Source organism: Microvirga guangxiensis (genome assembly GCF_900102135.1).
Lineage (GTDB): Bacteria > Pseudomonadota > Alphaproteobacteria > Rhizobiales > Beijerinckiaceae > Microvirga > Microvirga guangxiensis.
On the sequence record NZ_FMVJ01000011.1, the window covers coordinates 14,587 to 32,881 of the forward strand.

Annotated in this window: 19 protein-coding genes; 7 read left to right on the top strand and 12 right to left on the bottom strand. The window is 64.1% G+C overall.

Annotated features, from left to right (window positions below):
- Positions 1–114: 114 nt before the first annotated feature.
- Positions 115–687: a GNAT family N-acetyltransferase gene (locus BLP10_RS17205; protein ID WP_091137343.1), complete on the top strand. Its 573-nt coding sequence runs from the start codon at positions 115–117 to the stop codon at positions 685–687.
- A gap of 24 nt (positions 688–711) precedes the next feature.
- Here BLP10_RS17205 and BLP10_RS17210 read toward each other — a convergent pair whose 3' ends face one another.
- Entirely contained in the window at positions 712–1,920 is a 1,209-nt protein-coding gene (locus tag BLP10_RS17210) for an MFS transporter (RefSeq protein WP_091137346.1), read from the bottom strand.
- A 250-nt stretch (positions 1,921–2,170) separates the two neighbouring features.
- Between BLP10_RS17210 and BLP10_RS17215 the strand changes: the two genes are divergently transcribed.
- Together BLP10_RS17215 and BLP10_RS17220 are read left to right on the top strand one after the other, a co-directional pair.
- A complete protein-coding gene (locus tag BLP10_RS17215) occupies positions 2,171–3,601 on the top strand; it encodes a homospermidine synthase (RefSeq protein WP_091137349.1) in 1,431 nt (476 codons plus the stop codon).
- A gap of 75 nt (positions 3,602–3,676) precedes the next feature.
- Positions 3,677–4,015 (top strand): hypothetical protein, encoded by a 339-nt coding sequence (locus BLP10_RS17220; RefSeq protein WP_091137352.1) that lies wholly within the window; start codon positions 3,677–3,679, stop codon positions 4,013–4,015.
- On the opposite strand, the gene BLP10_RS17225 is transcribed toward BLP10_RS17220, so the two are convergent.
- From BLP10_RS17225 to BLP10_RS17265, 9 genes are all read right to left on the bottom strand, one after another.
- Entirely contained in the window at positions 4,012–4,536 is a 525-nt protein-coding gene (locus tag BLP10_RS17225) for a DUF2937 family protein (RefSeq protein ID WP_091137355.1), read from the bottom strand. The genes BLP10_RS17220 and BLP10_RS17225 overlap by 4 nt on opposite strands.
- Before the next feature lie 12 nt (positions 4,537–4,548).
- Positions 4,549–4,827, bottom strand: a complete 279-nt coding sequence (locus BLP10_RS17230; protein ID WP_175493952.1) for a hypothetical protein — start codon at positions 4,825–4,827, stop codon at positions 4,549–4,551.
- 8 nt (positions 4,828–4,835) lie between these two features.
- Positions 4,836–5,843, bottom strand: coding sequence for a WD40 repeat domain-containing protein (locus BLP10_RS17235; RefSeq protein WP_091137361.1), 1,008 nt, complete (start codon positions 5,841–5,843; stop codon positions 4,836–4,838).
- A gap of 346 nt (positions 5,844–6,189) precedes the next feature.
- Positions 6,190–7,152 carry a CobW family GTP-binding protein gene (locus tag BLP10_RS17240; RefSeq protein WP_091137620.1) on the bottom strand — a complete coding sequence of 321 codons (963 nt, stop codon included), beginning with the start codon at positions 7,150–7,152 and terminating at the stop codon, positions 6,190–6,192.
- A 158-nt stretch (positions 7,153–7,310) separates the two neighbouring features.
- Complete coding sequence (locus BLP10_RS17245) at positions 7,311–8,234, bottom strand: metal ABC transporter substrate-binding protein (protein ID WP_091137363.1); 924 nt, start codon at positions 8,232–8,234, stop codon at positions 7,311–7,313.
- A gap of 15 nt (positions 8,235–8,249) precedes the next feature.
- Positions 8,250–9,074: a metal ABC transporter permease gene (locus tag BLP10_RS17250; protein WP_091137622.1), complete on the bottom strand. Its 825-nt coding sequence runs from the start codon at positions 9,072–9,074 to the stop codon at positions 8,250–8,252.
- Between the two features lie 53 nt (positions 9,075–9,127).
- The gene (gene aztA / locus BLP10_RS17255) at positions 9,128–9,877 is read right to left on the bottom strand and encodes a zinc ABC transporter ATP-binding protein AztA (protein ID WP_091137365.1); all 750 of its coding nucleotides are present in this window, start codon (positions 9,875–9,877) and stop codon (positions 9,128–9,130) included.
- Positions 9,878–9,880: 3 nt separating this feature from the next.
- Positions 9,881–10,099, bottom strand: a complete 219-nt coding sequence (locus BLP10_RS17260; RefSeq protein ID WP_091137367.1) for a hypothetical protein — start codon at positions 10,097–10,099, stop codon at positions 9,881–9,883.
- Positions 10,100–10,189: 90 nt separating this feature from the next.
- Positions 10,190–11,767 carry an OpgD/OpgG family glucan biosynthesis protein gene (locus BLP10_RS17265; protein WP_091137370.1) on the bottom strand — a complete coding sequence of 526 codons (1,578 nt, stop codon included), beginning with the start codon at positions 11,765–11,767 and terminating at the stop codon, positions 10,190–10,192.
- A 158-nt stretch (positions 11,768–11,925) separates the two neighbouring features.
- Between BLP10_RS17265 and BLP10_RS17270 the strand changes: the two genes are divergently transcribed.
- The 3 genes from BLP10_RS17270 to BLP10_RS17280 all read left to right on the top strand — a co-directional run bounded on the left by BLP10_RS17270 (position 11,926) and on the right by BLP10_RS17280 (position 15,648).
- Positions 11,926–12,891: a TAXI family TRAP transporter solute-binding subunit gene (locus BLP10_RS17270; RefSeq protein WP_091137373.1), complete on the top strand. Its 966-nt coding sequence runs from the start codon at positions 11,926–11,928 to the stop codon at positions 12,889–12,891.
- A 94-nt stretch (positions 12,892–12,985) separates the two neighbouring features.
- Entirely contained in the window at positions 12,986–15,283 is a 2,298-nt protein-coding gene (locus BLP10_RS17275; RefSeq protein WP_091137376.1) for a TRAP transporter permease, read from the top strand.
- Positions 15,280–15,648, top strand: coding sequence for a DUF1850 domain-containing protein (locus BLP10_RS17280; RefSeq protein WP_091137379.1), 369 nt, complete (start codon positions 15,280–15,282; stop codon positions 15,646–15,648). Before BLP10_RS17275 ends, BLP10_RS17280 begins: the two co-directional genes overlap by 4 nt.
- 2 nt (positions 15,649–15,650) lie before the next feature.
- On the opposite strand, the gene BLP10_RS17285 is transcribed toward BLP10_RS17280, so the two are convergent.
- Positions 15,651–15,887 carry a hypothetical protein gene (locus BLP10_RS17285; protein WP_425286967.1) on the bottom strand — a complete coding sequence of 79 codons (237 nt, stop codon included), beginning with the start codon at positions 15,885–15,887 and terminating at the stop codon, positions 15,651–15,653.
- 99 nt (positions 15,888–15,986) lie between these two features.
- On the opposite strand from BLP10_RS17285, the gene BLP10_RS17290 reads away from it, so the two are divergent.
- Positions 15,987–17,582 (top strand): gamma-glutamyltransferase family protein, encoded by a 1,596-nt coding sequence (locus BLP10_RS17290; protein ID WP_091137383.1) that lies wholly within the window; start codon positions 15,987–15,989, stop codon positions 17,580–17,582.
- Here the strand turns inward: BLP10_RS17290 and BLP10_RS17295 are convergent.
- On the bottom strand, positions 17,579–18,193 hold the full coding sequence (locus BLP10_RS17295) for a YitT family protein (RefSeq protein WP_244510637.1): 615 nt from the start codon (positions 18,191–18,193) through the stop codon (positions 17,579–17,581). The two genes, BLP10_RS17290 and BLP10_RS17295, sit on opposite strands and share 4 nt — an antisense overlap.
- Positions 18,194–18,295: the final 102 nt, after the last annotated feature.

Sequence of the window (18,295 nt, forward strand, 5' to 3'; positions counted from 1 at the left end):
GTTGAATGAGGCAGGCACCAACTCCACCACAGTTGTCCCGGACGGCCGATGAGCGACGATGCTCATCGGTGCGAGGGCTGTCGCTCACCCCACGAGTTTTGGGAGGCCACGGCCATGATCACGATTCGCGAAGAATCCTTCCACGATGTCGAAGCGCGCGAGACGCTGCTCGACACATGCTTCGGGCCTGCCCGGTTCCAGAAGACCTGCGAGCGCCTGCGCGAGGGCCGCAAGGCTGCGGACGGTCTGTCGCTCACTATCGAGCAGAATGGCGAGCTCGTCGGAACCGTGCGCCTGTGGCACGTCTCCGCCGGTCCGAACCGCGCAGCCTTGATGCTCGGCCCGCTCGCCATCGATCCCGCGCTGCAGAGCCTCGGCCTCGGCGGCAAGCTCATGCGCGAGTCGCTGAAGCGCGCGGCCGATCTCGGTCACAAGGCGGTGCTGCTGGTCGGCGATGCGCCGTATTACGAGCGCTTCGGCTTCTCCACCCAGAAGACCGGTTCGCTCTGGCTGCCCGGTCCCTACGAGCGCAACCGCTTCCTCGCGCTCGAAATGGAAGAGGGTTATCTCGATGGTGCGCGCGGTCTCGTATCCGCAACGGGCGCCTTCGAGGACAAGCCCGATCTCACCGCGCTCGTCGCTGCGGCGGCGCAGGGACGGCTGCCCGGCATGCGTCCGGCCGCATAACGCCAAACACCGATCCGGGAGCCGTCAAACGGCTCTCGGGTTGGGCAGCACGAATGTGACGCCTGCCGCCGCAACCAGATAAGCGGCAAAGCCGAGCGCGATCGCGCCAAGGCTTATTCCCGCATCGAACAGCAAACCGATGGCGCCCGGCGTTGCGGCCGAGGCCACCACCATGATCGCTCCGGCCAGAGCGCGTATTTTCCCCAGATGCCGCGTGCCGAACAGCTCCGCCAGCACGGACGCGATGATGACGTTGGTGGCACCCGCGGAGAGACCGATCAGCCCGAAGAAAACGGGCGCCAGAAACGGCCCGTCGAAGCCCGCGAGCATGACGGACGCAACGGTCAGCCCGAGCAGATAGAAATGACTCAGCCGCACCGCGCCGAACCTGTCGACGAGGCTGCCTGTGAGCATCGCAACCGTCACGGAAACGAGAGCGAAGACGGTGATGCTGGTCGCCAGCAGTTCCAGAGGCCAGCCCTGGATGTCGGCAATGAGACGCTGGTGAAAGAAGTAGGCCGTCACGATGGCCGGGTATCCGATCATGGTCGGAACGAGGGCGAGGAAACGCCAGTCGCGCAAGGTCTCGCTCCAACGCGGCCCCGCCTCCGGTTGGCTGGCGTCGTGCGCCGCCCCGTCCGGATCGGGATCCTTCGCAGGCAGGAGAAGGCTCAAGCCCCAGCCGAGGCCCAGGCAGACGAGAATGAAAAGCGCAGCGCTTCGCCATGCTCCCGTCCATCCGAGCATCGCAATGAGCGCGATGACAGTTCCAGGCAGAATGGCTTCGCCGGCTGGAAAGCCGAGGGCGGAAATCCCGGTGGCGCGGCCGCGGATTCCCGCTGGAAGCCTGGCCGTGCTCATGACGCCCGCATGGCTCGACATGCCCTGGCCGAAGAGGCGCAGGGCAAAGAGGCTCAAGCCCAGCATGAGAACGTTCGGCGCAAGCGAAAGACTGAGAGCGGCGAGCGCCAAGCCTGCAAGAGCGATGGTGGCATAGAGGCGGATGTCGATGCGGTCGATGACGCCGCCGACCCAGATCATCAGCAGGCCCGAGCACAGGGTGGCGGTGGAATAGATGAGCCCGAAGGCGCCGTTCGTGAGGCCGAAGGTTTCCCGGATATCCGGCCCCGAGAGCGAGATGAAGAAGGTCTGCCCAAAGGAGGACAGGAAGGTGAGGGCAAAGCCGAGGCCGATCACGCGCCCATGACGCATGAGAAGTTCATGGAATTTCATCGGTCGCAAATCAGGGGTCGAAGGGTTGAAATGGCATCATGAGACTTTGTTCTCCAATGTCGAGGCTTAAACCGCCGGGAGGACTTTCTCTCGCCCCGGATGCTCGCCATCGGCGGCGTATGTGCTTTTGCGCGTGTGTAGGAGATCGCAGGCATTGACCCCGGGGGCTCCTCAATCCTAGATGCGCCCGGAATTGTCCAACCCGGAGACATCTCTGCCAATTGCAGGCTTCCACGAAGGAGAAACATCGATGACCACTTGGCCCATTCATGGCCGCATCACCGGCCCGATCGTCATGATCGGCTTCGGCTCGATTGGCAAAGGCATGCTGCCCCTGATCGAGCGGCATTTCGAATTCGACAAGAACCGCTTCACGGTCATCGATCCGGTCGACACCGACCGCTCCATGCTCGACGTGCGTGGCATCGACCTCGTCACCGAGGCCCTGACGCCCGAGAACTACCGCGAGATTCTCACCCCGCTTCTGACGGAAGGCGGCGGCCAGGGCTTCTGCGTGAACGTGTCGGTGGATACGTCCTCCCGCGCCATCATGGAGCTCTGCCGCGAACTCGGCGCGCTCTATATCGATACCGTGGCTGAGCCGTGGCTCGGCTTCTACTTCGACAAGAACGCCGATCCGGCTGCGCGCACCAACTACATGCTGCGCGAGAACATCCTCGATGCGCGCCGCCAGGCGCCCGGCGGCCCCACTGCCGTGAACTGCTGCGGCGCAAATCCCGGCATGGTGTCCTGGCTCGTGAAGCAGGCGCTGCTCAACGTGGCCAAGGATATCGGCCTCGATGTCGCGGTGCCGAAGACCCGCGAGGAATGGGCGCAGCTCATGCAGCGTGTTGGCGTGAAGGGCATTCACATCGCCGAGCGCGACACGCAGCGCGCCGAAAATCCGAAGCCCATGGGCGTGTTCGTGAACACTTGGTCCGTGGAAGGCTTCGTGTCCGAAGGCCTGCAGCCGTCGGAACTCGGCTGGGGTACGCACGAAAAATGGATGCCTGAGAACGCCCGCACGCACGACAAGGGCTGCGGCGCCGCGATCTATCTGCTCCAGCCCGGCGCCAACACGCGCGTTCGCTCCTGGTGCCCCACGCCCGGCCCGCAATACGGCTTCCTGGTCACGCACAACGAGGCGATCTCGATCGCGGATTACTTCACCGTGCGCGACGGCGACAAGGTCGCCTATCGTCCGACCTGCCACTACGCTTATCATCCGGCGAACGACGCCGTGCTGTCGATGCACGAGATGTTCGGCGCCGCCGGCAAGTTCCAGGGCAAGCAGCACATCCTCACCGAGGACGAGATCGTCGACGGCAAGGACGAGCTCGGCGTGCTGCTCTACGGCCATGCCAAGAACGCTTATTGGTACGGCTCGCAGCTCTCCATCGAGGAGACCCGCAAGCTGGCGCCTTATCAGAACGCCACCGGCCTTCAGGTGACCTCAGCCGTTCTCGCCGGCATGGTGTGGGCGCTGGAGAACCCGAATGCGGGCATCGTGGAAGCCGACGACATCGACTTCCAGCGCTGCCTCGAAGTGCAGATGCCCTATCTCGGTCCGGTGAAGGGCTACTACACGGATTGGACGCCGCTGGACGACCGTCCCGGCTTCTTCCCGGAGGATATCGACACCTCCGATCCGTGGCAGTTCCGGAACATTCTGGTGCGCTGACGCTCTACACATGGCCGGCCTCACAGCCGGCCATGTTCGTTGTATGTTTTGAGACAGCGTGAGGGAGTGATCGACATGCCTCATTTCGAGGAATTCTACGCCGACAAGCTGCGCGGCGGTCTCGGCGTCGTCGATGCGGAGACGGTTCTCGATCTGCGCGGCGCTTCCCGCGAGCAGGCGTCGGTTTCGCTGCAGGACATGCTTGAACGCAGCCGCTTCGCGCAGGCGAAATCGGTCGCCGTGCGTCTCGATCCGCCGCCGGAAGGCGGAGGAGAAACGCTCTTTCAGCCTGTCGGCAAGGCGCTGCTGGAAGCCAAGAAGCGCGGCTGGATCGACCGGCTGCAGACATTGCCCGCGAATGACGGCTTAGGCTTCTACGTGGTGCTCGCCGGAAAGCCGGAGCGCGAGGCTTAGGCCTGAACGACGGATCGTGCGCGAGGCCGCCGTCTCCGGAAGCTGCGCACGAACCCCGCGAGCAGCAGGATACCGCCCCACACGGCAATGAAGCCGATGGCGGTGGAGAGAATGCCTTCTTCCGTCACCGGCACAGCCGGCTCGAAATCGCGATAAGCTGCTTCCATCACGTCCCTGTCACCATCGCGAACCATGAGGGCGATGCGTGAAAAGGGACCTGACTGAAGCATTGCCTCCCGGTGGGCTTGCAGATGGCTGAGCCGCTCTACGTTGCCCTGCATCGCGACGCCCTGCCGGCTCACGAGATCGTCGGGATTTGAGCGCAGCCGCGCGATGGCGCTGCCCTGCGTTTCGCCATTGGCCTGGGCGTCCGCATCGAAGCGGGCAATCACGCGCTGCAATTCGTCGATCGCGCCGCCGAGGCGCTGGCGGTATTGCTGCGAATATTCCGGCCCCTGCGATGCGACGATGCCGCCGAAGAGCCCAAGCCCGAAAGCAACGATGCGAACGATCCGTGGCACGTTCCGACCTCCTTAACGGTCAAGCACCGCGCGGATATCTGGTTCCGTAACTTCATCCAGGGTTTTCGGAACCTTGAGCGCCCGGGTCTTCTGTCCAGGTTCCATGACCAGGATGACCGTCTCGATTCCGGGGCAGCCTGGATCGTTGCAGGCGATCTCGTTCACCGCGAAAGCCGTATCGGGCGAGGCCTGGAGCGCCGCACGCACCATGTCCTTCACCCGCTCGATAGCCTCCCGGTCGGGCTTGGGCAGGCCGAACGTGCCTCTCAGGAAAGCGCCGAACAGGGCCACGGGCGATCTCATGCGGGCAAGGTCAGGATGCCGCCCTGACCGTCCTCGCAGCCGAAGGCGAGGCGCTTACCGCCCTTGTCCCACGCCATGGCCGTGACGCCGCTGCCTTTGACGGCAGGGCGAACGAGAAGCTCCGAGGCGTCGTTGAGGCGGATCATCAGGATGCATCCGTCCTCATAGGCCACCGCCAGCACGGAGGTGTTGGGATGGAACGCCACGCGGCTCACCTTGGCGGGCCGCACGCCGCATTCGCGCGGTGCTTTGCCCATGGGGCCCTCCTTCGATTCGAAGGGCCAGATGATGGCCGCTTCCGCGCCGGAGGTGGCAAGCCATTTGCCGTCATGCGACCACGAGAACGAGCGGGTCTTCGACGGATAGCCGCTCATGCGCATGTGGCCCTTGTCGGGGATCAGGCGCCAGCCGTGGAGCGCGTTCTCCTGCATGGAGGTGACCACGAAGCGCGCATCCGGCGACCAGGTCACGTCGATATGCGAGCCCTTCCAGTCGAGCGCTTCCGGCTTGGCCTCCACGTTCGGAAACCACAGGGTCGCGCCGTTGTAATGCGAGATCGCGAGGCGATAGCCCTTGGGCGCGAAGGCCAAGCCCCGCGCGGTGGAGGGGACTTCCAGGGTTTTCTCGCGGCCCTTGTCGTCGCGCGCGAACACGCGCTTGCCGGCGGCATAGGCGAAGGCCCCGGAAGCGTTGAGCGCCAGGGCGTCGATCCAGGCCCCCTTGGCCTCGGCCAAGGTCTTCGTGGAGCCATCCGGGCCGGTGACAGCCACGCGGCCGTCATCGCCGCCGGTCACGAACCGCTCGCCGTCGCTCGCTCCGACCAGGATGCCTGCGTCGGGATGGGCGTCCACGCGATGGGTCTCGCCGTCCTTCACCAGCACCACGCCGCCGTCGCTCGAGCTGAAGGCGGCGGTGCCCTTCATCCAGCCGATGGCGGTGACATGCGCGCCCGCAGCAACGGGCGTCACGTTCTGGGTCAAGGATGGAGCAGTTCCAGCACTCATTGAAGCAATCCCTTCAGGTGGCCTTCCCATAACATGATTGCAGGGAGGCAAGGCAAGGCAAGGCGCGGTCGAGGACCCCAGCCACGAGGCTACGCCTTTTGCGCCATGGCCGCAGTCAGATGACGGGCGCATGATGAATTTTTGAGGATTAGGAGCCCCGGCATGAAAATTTTGAGCATGATTGCTTTCGCGATGACGGCGCTCGGCTCGATGGGGGCGTGCACTCAGTCCGCGCATGGAGTTCCCGAACAGGAGGACAGGAAGCTTCCAACGCGAGGACTGTCCGGTTGAGGGAACCGGACAGCACGAATGTCGTCATGGAGAAGCGCCGGCGGATGAAGGCGCGTCACGCAGCGCAGGCGAGAAAGCCCTCGCGGATTGCCTTCTCGTTCAGGTCCCGTCCGATGAAGACCACCTTGGAGGTGTGCTTCTCGCCCGGCTTCCACTCGCCCTGCACGTCGCCGTCGAGGATCATGTGCACCCCTTGGAACACGAAGCGCTTCGGCTCGTTCGGGAATGCGACGATGCCCTTGCAGCGCAGGATGTTCGGGCCTTCGACCTGAGTGAGGTTGGAAATCCACGGCATGAACTTCTCCGGGTCCACCTCGCCGTCGATCTTCACGGAAATGGACTGCATCTCCTCGTCGTGATGATGGTGATGGCCCTCTTCCAGGAAGCTGGGTTCGATCTCGATGATGCGGTCGAGATCGAAGGCCTTGCGGTCGAGCACCTCGTTCAGCGGCACCGCTGCGTTCTGCGTGCGATGAATCGTGGCGTAGGGATTGATGGCGCGGATGCGCGCCTCGACCTCGCCGAGCTCCTGCTCGTTCACGAGATCGATCTTGTTGAGAATGATCACGTCGGCGAAGGCGATCTGGTTCTTGGCCTCGGGCGCATCCTTCAGGCGGTCGGAGAGCCACTTGGCGTCGGCCACCGTCACCACGGCGTCGAGGCGCGCGGTGTCGGATACGTCCTGGTCCATGAAGAAGGTCTGGGCGACGGGCGCGGGGTCCGCAAGGCCCGTGGTCTCGACGATGATCGCGTCGAACTTGCCCTTGCGCTTCATCAGGCCGTCGAGAATACGGATCAGGTCGCCGCGCACGGTGCAGCAGATGCACCCGTTGTTCATCTCGAACACTTCCTCGTCGGCGCCGACGACAAGCTCGTTGTCGATGCCGATCTCGCCGAACTCGTTGACGATCACGGCGTATTTCTTGCCGTGCGGTTCGGTGAGGATGCGATTGAGGAGAGTGGTCTTGCCGGCGCCGAGATAGCCTGTGAGGACGGTAACGGGGATCTTGTCGGTCATCGGATGGTCCGCAACTTTCATCCTCCCCTTGAGAGGGAGGATCGGCCGAGAGGCCGAGGTGGGGTGGAAACACCAGCTCGGGTGAGGTCGCGCTGCCACCCCACCCCGAAGCACTTAAGCGCTTCGACCCTCCCCCTCAGGGGGAGGGTAGGAAACGGTCAGCTCGACATGGCCGCGCTGAAGGCCCTTATATTGTGTCTCATCATGTCAATGTAAGTCCCAGCGGGGCCGTTGGGCTCGGAAAGGGCGTCCGAATAGACCTTCTCGCCGACCTTGGCCCCGGTCTCCTTGGCGATGCGCTCCATGAGGCGGGCGTCGGACACGTTCTCCACGAAGACGGCGGAGACCTTCTCGCGTTTGATCTGCTGGATGATCCGGGCCACGTCCTTGGCGGAGGCTTCCGATTCCGTGGAGACGCCCTGCGGGGCGACGAAGTCGATGCCATAAGCATCCTCGAAATAGCGGAAGGCGTCGTGGGAGGTGATGATCCTGCGGCGCTCGGCGGGGATATTGGCCACGAGCCCCTTCATTTCGGCTTCCAGGGCGTCGAGCTTGGCAAGATATGAGGCGGCATTGGCCTCGTAAGTTGCCTTGCCCTCGGCATCCGCCGCGATCAGCGCGTCGCGGATATTGGCCACGTAGATTTTCGCATTGCCGACACTTTGCCAGGCATGCGGATCGACGCCGCCATGGCCGTGATCGTGGCCATGGCCGTGCGCTTCCTCCTTCAAGGTTTTGATGCCCTTGGAGGCTTCGATTTTGGCGGCCTTGGTGTTGGAGGATTTCACGAGACGGTCGATCCAGCCCTCGAACTTCAAGCCATTGGTGAAGACGATCCTGGCTTCCGTCAGGCGGCGGGCATCGGCGGGTGTGGGGGCATAGACATGCGCATCGCCGTTCGGGCCGACGAGGGTGGTCACCTCGATGCGGTCTCCGCCCACATTGCGCACGAGATCGCCGAGGATCGAGAAGGTCGCCACGACCTTGAGCCTCTCGGGGGTCTGGGCCGCGGCCGGCAGGAGCGTCCCCGCGAGCGTAAGCGAGCCCGCAAGCAGAGAGAGCGCGGTTCTTCTCGTCAGCATGATAAGTTCCTTTTTTCAGGCTTCCAGATGCTTGCCCGGCCATGCAAGCCAGAGCACGCCGCCTTCGCGGCCGATCAGCAGGGACGCCACATAGACGGCGCCCGCCGAGAGAATGATCGCGGGACCTGCGGGCAGCTCCACATGGAACGAGAGCAGAAGGCCCGCGATGCCGGAGACGATGCCGATGAGAACGGAGACGATCATCATCATCGTGATGTCGCTGGTCCAGAAGCGCGCGGCGGTGGCGGGCAGCATCATCATGCCCACGGCCAGAAGCGTGCCGAGCGCATGGAAGCCGCCGACGAGGTTCATCACCACGAGGCCGAGGAAGATGAGATGCGTCGGCGTGCCCGCATGGCTGACGGAACGCAGGAAGATCGGGTCCACGCATTCGAGAACGAGCGGCCGGTAGAGCACGGCGAGCGCGAGCACCGTCAGCGTCGAGATGGAGGCGAGCAGCAGCAGCGTGTTGTCGTCGAGGGCCAGCACCGTGCCGAAGAGAACGTGCAGCAGATCGACGTTCGAGCCGCGCAAGGAGACGATGGTGACGCCCAGCGCGAGCGACAGCAGGTAGAAGGCAGCGAGCGATGCATCCTCCTTCAACTGCGTGAAACGCGAGACGAGGCCCGCCGCCATCGCGACGATGACGCCCGCCGCCAATCCGCCGAACGTCATGGCGGGCAGCGACAGGCCTGCGAGCAGGTAGCCCACCGCAGCGCCAGGGAGAATGGCATGCGCCATCGCGTCGCCGGTCAGGCTCATGCGGCGCAGCATCAGGAACACGCCGACGGGACCTCCGCCGAGCGCGATCGCAATCACGCCCACCAGCGCGCGCTGCATGAACTCGAATTCTGAGAAAGGCGTGTAGAGGATGTCGAGCACAGGACGTGTCTTTATGCGGCGCCGCGCTGGCAGACATGCGCATGCGGATCATACGCCTCCACCATGCGACGGGCCTTGAGGAGATTGTCGGGCTTGAGCACATCGGGCGTTTCGCCCCAGGCCACGGGCTCACGGGCGATGAGCAGCGTTTTCGGAAACACGCGCTTCACCATGTCGAGATCGTGCAGCACCGCTACGACGGTGCGGGACTCGTCGTGCCAGCGGCGCACGAGGTCGAGCAGGTCGGCGGTGGTCTTGGCGTCGATGGCGGTGAAGGGCTCGTCGAGCAGGATCACCGGCGCGTTCTGCAGGAGCAGACGCGCGAAGAGCGCGCGCTGCATCTGTCCGCCGGACAGGGTCGAGATGGGGCGGCGTTCGAAGCCGATGAGGCCCACGGCCGAGAGCGCCTCCTCGATCTTCGTGCGGTCCTTCGCCGAGATGCCGCCGAAGAGTCCGGAGCGGGACCAGAGGCCCATGGAAACCAGATCGTAGACCGACAGGGGGAAGGACCGATCAATTTCTGCGGCCTGCGGCAGATAGGCGATCTCGGAGGACGGGCCATCGAGACGAATGCGGCCTTCCAGCGGCTTGAGCGTGCCGACGATCCCCTTGAGCAGGGTCGACTTGCCCGCCCCGTTGGGGCCGACCACGGCGATGAGGCTGCCTGAGGGGATCTCACCCTGGAGGTGATGCACGGCGGGCCTGCGGCCATAGCCGAGGGTCACTTCATCGAAATGGATCGCGGTGGAGGATGTGGCCATGACTTACCCCATGACTCCGAAGACCATCAGCCACAGGGCGGCGAGCAGCACCCCAGAACCGGCCAGGCGCTGCCAGATCGAAAGGCGGAGCAGCGAGAAGGCGGGGGCAGCGGCCAGGACTCGGGGAGCATGAGACCTTGGCTCATGGGCATGGTGCCCATGGTCATGGTGCTCGTGCCCATGATGATGGTGGTGACCGTGGTGGCCGTGGCTGTGCGACATGCCTCACACATAGACCGGAACAGCGACCATTTCCAGGGGCGTATAGTATTTTATACGCCCCTGTTAATATCATAGTTTACAAAGGAAATCCTAGAACGCCGGGTGGTACTGGTAGAGCCAGGTTTCGCTCAACACCTCGTTCTCGTTGCGCAGGTAGCAGCGCATCTCCACCGGCTCGGTGCCGGTGACCGTCAGGTCGAACTGGGTCCGCCAATGGCCGGACACGTTGTTGGGCACGGCCTCGGTGAGGATGTTCGAGAATTCGCCGCGGGAGGCGGAGAGGACGGGCTTGGGGATCACGCCGCTCGGCAGCCTGGTGAGGGGTTCGCCGATGAACTCCACCATGAACTTGCGCACGCCCTTGGGACGGATCGTACCGGCTTGGCCGCCATTGCCGAACCGGGTGGCGACGACGCGGGCGAGCGGGGTCGGGTAGGGCTCTTCCGCCGACCAATACATGCGGTAGCGGAGATTTATAGCCTGCCCAGCGCGGGCGGGCTCGGCGGGCACCCACATGGCCACGATGTTATCGTGGATCTCGTCGTCGGTCGGGATTTCCACCAATTGGATCGCGCCCTTGCCCCAGGTGCCCTGGGGTTCAATCCAGAGCGAGGGGCGGCGGTCGTAATAGACGCCGTCGAGATAGTGGTCGAAGTTCCGGTCTCGCTGGAGCAGGCCGAACCCGCGCGGGTTCTCGTCCGTGAAGGCGGAGGTGATGATGCGCGGCGGATTGTTGAGCGGACGCCAGATGCGCTCGCCGGTGCCTGTCCACATGGCAAGACCGTCGGAATCATGGATCTCGGGACGCCAGTCGACCGCGGTGGTCTTCGCCTTCTCGGAGTACCAGTACATGGAGGTGAGGGGCGCCAGCCCCAGGCGCTGGATGTCGCTGCGGAGATAAAGCGCGCTGTCGATGTCCATGATTACGGCGGCGGCGCGCTTCATCACGAACTTGTAGGCTCCCGCCACGCTCGGCCCGTCGAGGAGCGCATAGACGGTGACCGTATCGGAGCCCGGCTGCGGCGTCTCGAAATAGACATGGGTGAAGTCCGGGAATTCCTCGTTCCTCCCATGCACGGCGACGTCGACGGCAAGGCCGCGTGCCGAGAGGCCGTACTGATAGAGCTCCCCGATGGCGCGGAAATAGGAGGCGCCGAGGAAGGCCACCCAGTCGTTCTTCTTCCAGTCGAGCCTGCCGCTGCGGGGCTCCTGGAACCGGAAACCGGCAAAGCCCGTGTTGTCGGGAAGCTTCCGGGCCGGTGAATCCGCCGGCATGTCGAAATACTCGGTGTCGTAGATGATCTCGCGGGCCTGGCCGTTTTCCACAACATGCATGCGCACAGGCTTCTGGAAGAAGCGGCCCATGTGGAAGAACGTGACCGGGAACTCGCCGGGGCCATTGGCCCAGAGCGCCAGATCGGTCTTGAACCGGATCTTGCCGTGGGCGTCGTAATCGATCTGGTTGAGGATTTCCGGCGAGGGGCTCGGCGGGGCCGTATAGGCCGAGCGCGCCATGGTTTCCGCCTGCTTCTTCAGTTCGTCGAACGAAAACGGGGCCGTTGCTCCCATCTTCAGGCCTTGCTGCGCCAAGGCCTCGCTTGAAAACCCTAGGGCTGCCAGGGTAGCCGTGGCGGTTGCGGTTTGAAGGAACTGACGGCGATTGAGCATGGGCAACAGGAATGTGATCTGTGGAAGGACTGACCCCTACCGACCAAGGTGGCAGGATTAAGTCCCTCTTAGCCTCTTGAGAAAAGTTCGTCAGCAGCCAAAACTAGGGCCACACACAGGCACTGCAACAATAGTGCCGAAATTAAGGGAGTACGTCTATGCATCGATCCATCATGCGCCGCCTCATGGGCGCCGCTACCGCTCTCGCCCTCGCAGGCGCGAGCGTTCCGGCCCAGGCACAGGACTTCATCAACGTCCTGACCGGCGGCACATCCGGCGTCTACTATCCGCTGGGCGTGGCTCTCTCCAAGGTGTTCACGGAAAAGGTCCAGGGCTCCCGCCCCTCGGTCCAGGCCACCAAGGCCTCCGTCGAAAACCTCACCCTGCTGCAGCAGGGCAAGGGCGAGATCGGCTTCACCCTCGGCGACAGCCTGGCCATGGGCTGGGCCGGCGACGAAGAGGCCGGCTTCAAGTCGAAGCTCGACAAGCTGCGCGGCGTGACCGCCATCTACCCCAACTACATCCAGATCGTGGCCACCAAGGAATCCGGCATCAAGTCGCTGGCTGACCTGAAGGGCAAGCGTCTCTCCGTTGGCGCGCCGAAATCCGGTACCGAGCTCAACGCCCGCGCGATCCTGCAGGGCGCAGGCCTGTCCTACAAGGATCTCGGCAAGGTCGAGTATCTGCCCTTCGGCGAGTCCGTCGAGCTCATGAAGAACCGCCAGCTCGATGCCACCCTGCAATCGGCCGGCCTCGGCGTGTCCTCGATCCGCGACCTCGCCACCTCCGTTCCGATCGTCGTGGTGGAGATCCCCACCGATATCGTGACCAAGGTCGGCACGCCCTACATCGCGGCCACGATCCCGGCCGGCACCTATGAGGGCCAGACCGCTCCCGTCCCGACGGCTGCCGTGGTGAACTATCTCGTCACCCATTCCGGCGTGAAGGACGAGACCGTCTATCAGATGACGAAGGCGATCTACGAGAGCCTGCCCGATCTCGCGGCTGCGCATGCCGCCGCGAAGGACATCAAGCTCGAAAGCGCTCTTTCCGGCATGCCGGTGCCGATGCACCCGGGTGCGCAGCGCTATTTCGACGAGAAGGGCGTAAAGAAGGGTTCCTAAACCCTGCTGTTTTTGAGTAATGAAGCCGGAGCAGGTTTGCCTGCTCCGGCTTTTGCATGACTAGAAGAACAATTTTACGGGAAGAGGGCCTCAGATGAGCCACGGCATGAATGCGTCCGAGATCTCAACGCTCGAGCAGCCGTCTACGCCAACCAATCCGGAGCACGGCCTGCCGGAGAATTTCGGCCAGGGGATTCTCGGCAACCTCCTGTTCTGGATTGCTGTATCCTTCTCGACCTTCCAGATTATCACCGCCTTCGGCATTCCTCTCGACCGTCCGATCGTCGGGAATATCTCTGCAATTTATCTGATCGGCGCTGCGCTCGTGGTCTGGGCCGGGTGGCTCGTTTTCCAGCGACTCAAGGGCCGCAGCATTATCAATGGCGCGCTTGCGCTCGCCTCTCTCGCTGTGACATATGCGCTGATCGTGAAGTTTCCCGGCAGCCTGCCAAGCCAGGTGGTGCGCGCGCTGCACGTGGGCTTTCTCTGCCTCGTCGCTGGCGCGATGCTGGCAAATCACAAGGCGGGCAGCACCGCCACGCGGGCACTCGGCTGGATCATCGGCCTCTTCGGCTTCGGCATCGGCCTTTATCACTGGGCGCTTTACGAGGAACTCGTGATCCGCGCCGGTGAGGTGACCCAGGCCGATCTCGTAGTCGGCATCTCGGCTATCGCAATCCTGTTTTATCTGGTGTGGCGCGTGATGGGGCCCGCGCTCCCCATCGTCGCCGGCATCTTTCTCGCCTATTGCCTGTTCGGCAATTACCTGCCCGCTCCCTTCGACCATCGCGGATACTCGCTCGAGCAGGTGATCGAGCACATGTCCTTCGGCACCGAAGGACTCTACGCCACGCCCACCCTCGTCTCCGCCACCTATATCTTCCTCTTCATCCTGTTCGGCGCCTTCCTTGAGCGCGCAGGCATGATCCAGCTCTTCACCGATGTGGCGATGGGGCTGTTCGGCAGTGCCAAGGGAGGACCGGCGAAGGTGTCGGTGTTCTCCTCCGCCCTCATGGGCACGATCTCGGGCTCGGGCGTTGCGAACGTCGTCTCTACGGGCCAGTTCACGATCCCGCTGATGAAGCGCTTCGGATACAAGCCGGAATTCGCAGGCGGCGTCGAGGCGACCGCTTCCATGGGCGGCCAGATCATGCCGCCGGTCATGGGTGCGGTCGCCTTCATCATGGCCGAGACCATCGACGTGCCTTACGTCGAGATCGTGAAGGCTGCGATCATTCCGGCCATTCTCTACTACGCGTCTGCTTTCCTCGCCGTTCATCTCGAAGCAGGCCGTGCAGGCCTGCTCGGGATCGCGAAATCGGAATTGCCGAGTGCGGCGCGGGCGCTGAAGGACAAGTGGTATCTGATCCTGCCGCTCGCGGTTCTCGTCTATCTGCTGTTCTCCGGTTACACGCCGCTCTTTGCAGGCTCCATCGGCTTGGCGCTGACCGTTGTGCTGATCCTTGGAAGCGCTCTTGCCTTTGGCCTCGTGAATGAGACGGTTCGCCTCGTGTTCTGGGTTGGGCTGGGCCTTCTTGCCGCGGCATTCCTGTGGCTCGGCGTCACGCTCGTCCTCGTTCTCGTCGGGATTCTCGTGCTCCTGAACCTGTTCACGCGCGGCGGGCCTGAGACGCTGGAAGCCTGCCGCGATGCGCTCGCCGACGGTGCGCGCCAGGCGCTGCCCGTGGGTCTTGCCTGTGCGGTTGTCGGCATCGTGATCGGCACGATGACGCTCACCGGCATCGGCACGATCTTCGGCAACTGGGTGGTGTCCATCGGGCGCGACTCGCTCATCCTGTCGCTGGTGCTCACCATGGTCGTGAGCCTCATCCTGGGCATGGGCATCCCGACGATCCCGAATTACATCATCACCTCGTCGCTTGCCGCGCCTGCGCTGCTGACCCTGGGCGTGCCGCTCATCGTCTCGCACATGTTCGTGTTCTATTTTGGCATCATGGCGGATCTCACGCCCCCGGTGGCGCTTGCTGCGTTCGCGGCTGCTCCCATTGCTAAGGCGTCCGGTTTCAAAATCGGGTTTCAAGCGCTGCGCATCGCGTTGCCTGGTTTCGTGATCCCCTACATGGCGGTCTACGATCCGGCCCTCATGATGCAGCCGGTGCCGGGCCTGACTGGCGCGGCCTACTGGGCAGACGTCGCCTACATGGTGGTGAAAGCCGGCCTTGCGGTTCTGCTCTGGGGTGCGGCCTCCGTCGGGTATCTCAGCACGAAGATGCCCGTGTGGGAGCGCCTCGCGGCAGCCGTGGCTGCAGCCTTCCTGGTGCTTGCACTTCCGCTCACCGATCAGATCGGCTTCGTCCTCGCCGTGCTGGTGATCGGCGCTCATATCTGGCGCTCGCGCCGGGGGACGCCGGCGGCGGCAGTCCGGCCTTGATCTGCCTCGTCGCAGGCAAGGTCGTCGCGCCTCTCATGGCAGGCGCGATGACCCTGGCCTGGACGCACTCGGTCGAGAAGATCGCGTGGGAGGAGGATTGGCGCGCAACGCCCGCGGGTCTCGAAATCGTCGAGGCGCGGGTGAAGGGATCGGGCGCAGGCATGGAGCCGCCGCCCGACGCGCGGCTCGTCAACGGTGCCTGGGCCTGGAAACCGAAGCTGCCACCTCAGGCGGAGATCGTCATGCGACGCTCAGGGGCGACCGCGGATTGGCGGGTGTGCATAACAGGCGCGTGCCGTCCCATGGAGGCCTATGTGCCGCCGGACGCCGATCCGATCGTCATGAAGGTGTGCGAGGGCCGGTGAACTTATTCGGCCAGGGGCTCGACGGCGATGCAGCGGCGCCAGAGGTTCACGAGGAAGTAGCCGGCCAGAAGGCTGAACAGGCCCATGAGCACGAAGCCCACGATGTTGCCCAGTTCGAACAGGCCCGCGATGGCCCAGCCGGCGGAAATGGCCACGCCGAAGAGTTCCGCGCCCACCAGAATCATGATGCTGATCACAGTAATGACGTTGCGCCAGTTGGTGCTTTTCGCCTGAGCCACGGGTTCGTACTCCTTAATCTGCCGAAGGGACTACCCTAAACGCCCCCTCCGGTGCAAGTTTCCCCTCGCCATTCATTCTGTCGCGTCTGTTCAAAGATCATGCCCGAGACCCCCGTCTTCTCGACTGCCGCCGTCGCGGCCCCCCATATGGCCGCCGCCGAGACCGGCCAGACGATCCTGGCCGCAGGCGGCAATGCCGTGGAGGCCATGGTCGCCATGGCGGCCACCATCGCCGTGGTCTATCCGCACATGAACGGCATCGGCGGCGACGGATTCTGGCTGGTGCGGGAGCCCAAGGGCCGGGTCCACGCCCTCGATGCCTCAGGCCCCTCCGGGGCGCTTGCCACCATCAAGCGCTATCGAAGCAAGGGATATGACAGCATTCCGCCGCGCGGCCCCGATGCGGCGCTGACCGTGGCCGGGGCGGTAAGCGGCTGGGGCCTTGCGCTGGAACTCGCCAAGGCGCTCGGCGGGCAATTGCCCCGCGACATGCTTCTCACCGATGCCATCTGTCTCGCCCGCGAGGGCTACAGGATCGGCGCGGCCGAGGGGCGCAACAAGATGCTGGAGGAAGAGGCTCTCTTCACCGCCCCCGGTTTTGCCGAAACTTTCCTGAAGGACGGCAAGCTGCCGCCCGCAGGCGAGACGCGGCGGGTTCCAAAGCTCGCGGATACGCTAGAGCAATTGGCGCATGCGGGCTTCGCCGATTTCTACCGGGGCGATGTGGGGCGCGAGATCGCAGCGGACCTGGAGCGGATCGGCAGTCCCATCACCCGCAAGGACATCGAGACCTATCAGGCGCGCGTGGTAAAGCCGCTCTCCGTGGAGCTGAAGCACTCCACCGTCTACAACATGCCGCCGCCGAGCCAGGGAATCGCCGCGCTGCTGATGCTCGGCCTGTTCCATCGCCTCGATGTGAAGCACGGCGAAACTCCGGAGCATCACCATGGCTTGATCGAAGCGGGCAAGCGCGCCTTCGCGCTCCGCGACAAGGCCATTGCCGATCCGCGCGACGCGACGCTCGACCCGGCCTCGTTCCTCACGCCTGCGGTGTTCGAGAAGGAAGCGGCGATGATCGCGATGCGCCGCGCGGCACCCTATCCGCCGCCATCGGCGGATGGCGACACGATATGGATGGGCTGCATCGACAAGGATGGATTGGCGGTGTCCTACATCCAGTCCGTCTATTGGGCCTTCGGCTCCGGCTGCGTGCTGCCGGCCACCGGCATCCATTGGCACAACAGAGGCTTGGGCTTCTCGCTCGATCCCAGCAACCCGAGAGCCCTCGAGCCGGGCAAGAAGCCGTTCCACACGCTCAATCCGGGCCTCGCGGTGTTCAACGACGGGCGCGTGCTCTCATACGGCACCATGGGCGGCGAGCCGCAGCCGCAGATCCTGGGGCAGATCTTCACGCGCTATGCGGATTTCGGCATGAGCCTTGCCGATAGCGTGGATGCGCCGCGCTGGATCTTCGGCAAGAGCTGGAATGCACCATCCGCAACGTTGAAAGTGGAGGATCGCTTCGACCCCAGCCTGCTGCGCGCGCTCGCGAGTTGCGGTCATCCGGTCGAAGAACTTGGCAAGCCTTATGCGGATGCCACGGGCCATGCAGGCATGCTGGTGAAGCACCCGCGCAACGGCCGCGTCGAAGCCGTGCACGATCCGCGCTCGGATGGCGGTTCGCTGGGGCTTTAGCTCACGCCCATGTAGCGTCCAGGCCGGTGATTGGTGGCGAGGATCAGGTTGAGCACGGCGGTGCCGACGAGCGAGAGCGCCACCTTCGACGGCTCGATGACGAAGAGCGACGACAGCAGGATCACCGCATCGATGGCGAGCTGCAGGTAGCCTGCGCGGATTCCATAGCGCTCCTGCGCGTAGAGCGCGAGGATGTTCACGCCGCCGAGGCTGGTGCGGTGGCGGAACAGCACGAGCAGGCCAACCCCCATCAGCACGCCGCCCATGATCGCTGCGTAGACGGGGTTGAGGCTGTCGATGCCGATCCAGCCCGGCGTGAGCTGCGAGAGGTAGGACACCAGGAGCACGGCGAGGAAGGTGCGCAAGGTGAGCTTCCAGCCCATGCGCAGAATGGACAGCGCATAGAAGGGCAGGTTGATCGCGAAGAACAGAGGCCCGAACTCGAATTGGGTCGCATATTGCAGCAGGAGCGCCAGCCCCGCCGTGCCCCCGGTCAGCAGCGTCGCCTTCGTGTAGAGCGCCACGCCAAGAGCCACCATCAGGGTGCCGGTGAGCCCTGCCGAAATGTCTTCGTAGAGACGATGTGCGCTCGCCGATGATGTGGTGGACACGCCCTTGCCCTCTGCCTGATGGGCGGAGCTATAGCGAGCAGCTTCCGCAGTCACAACGCATGGAGATGAAGGGCTGCGCGATGAGCTTTGCGCATGACGCAA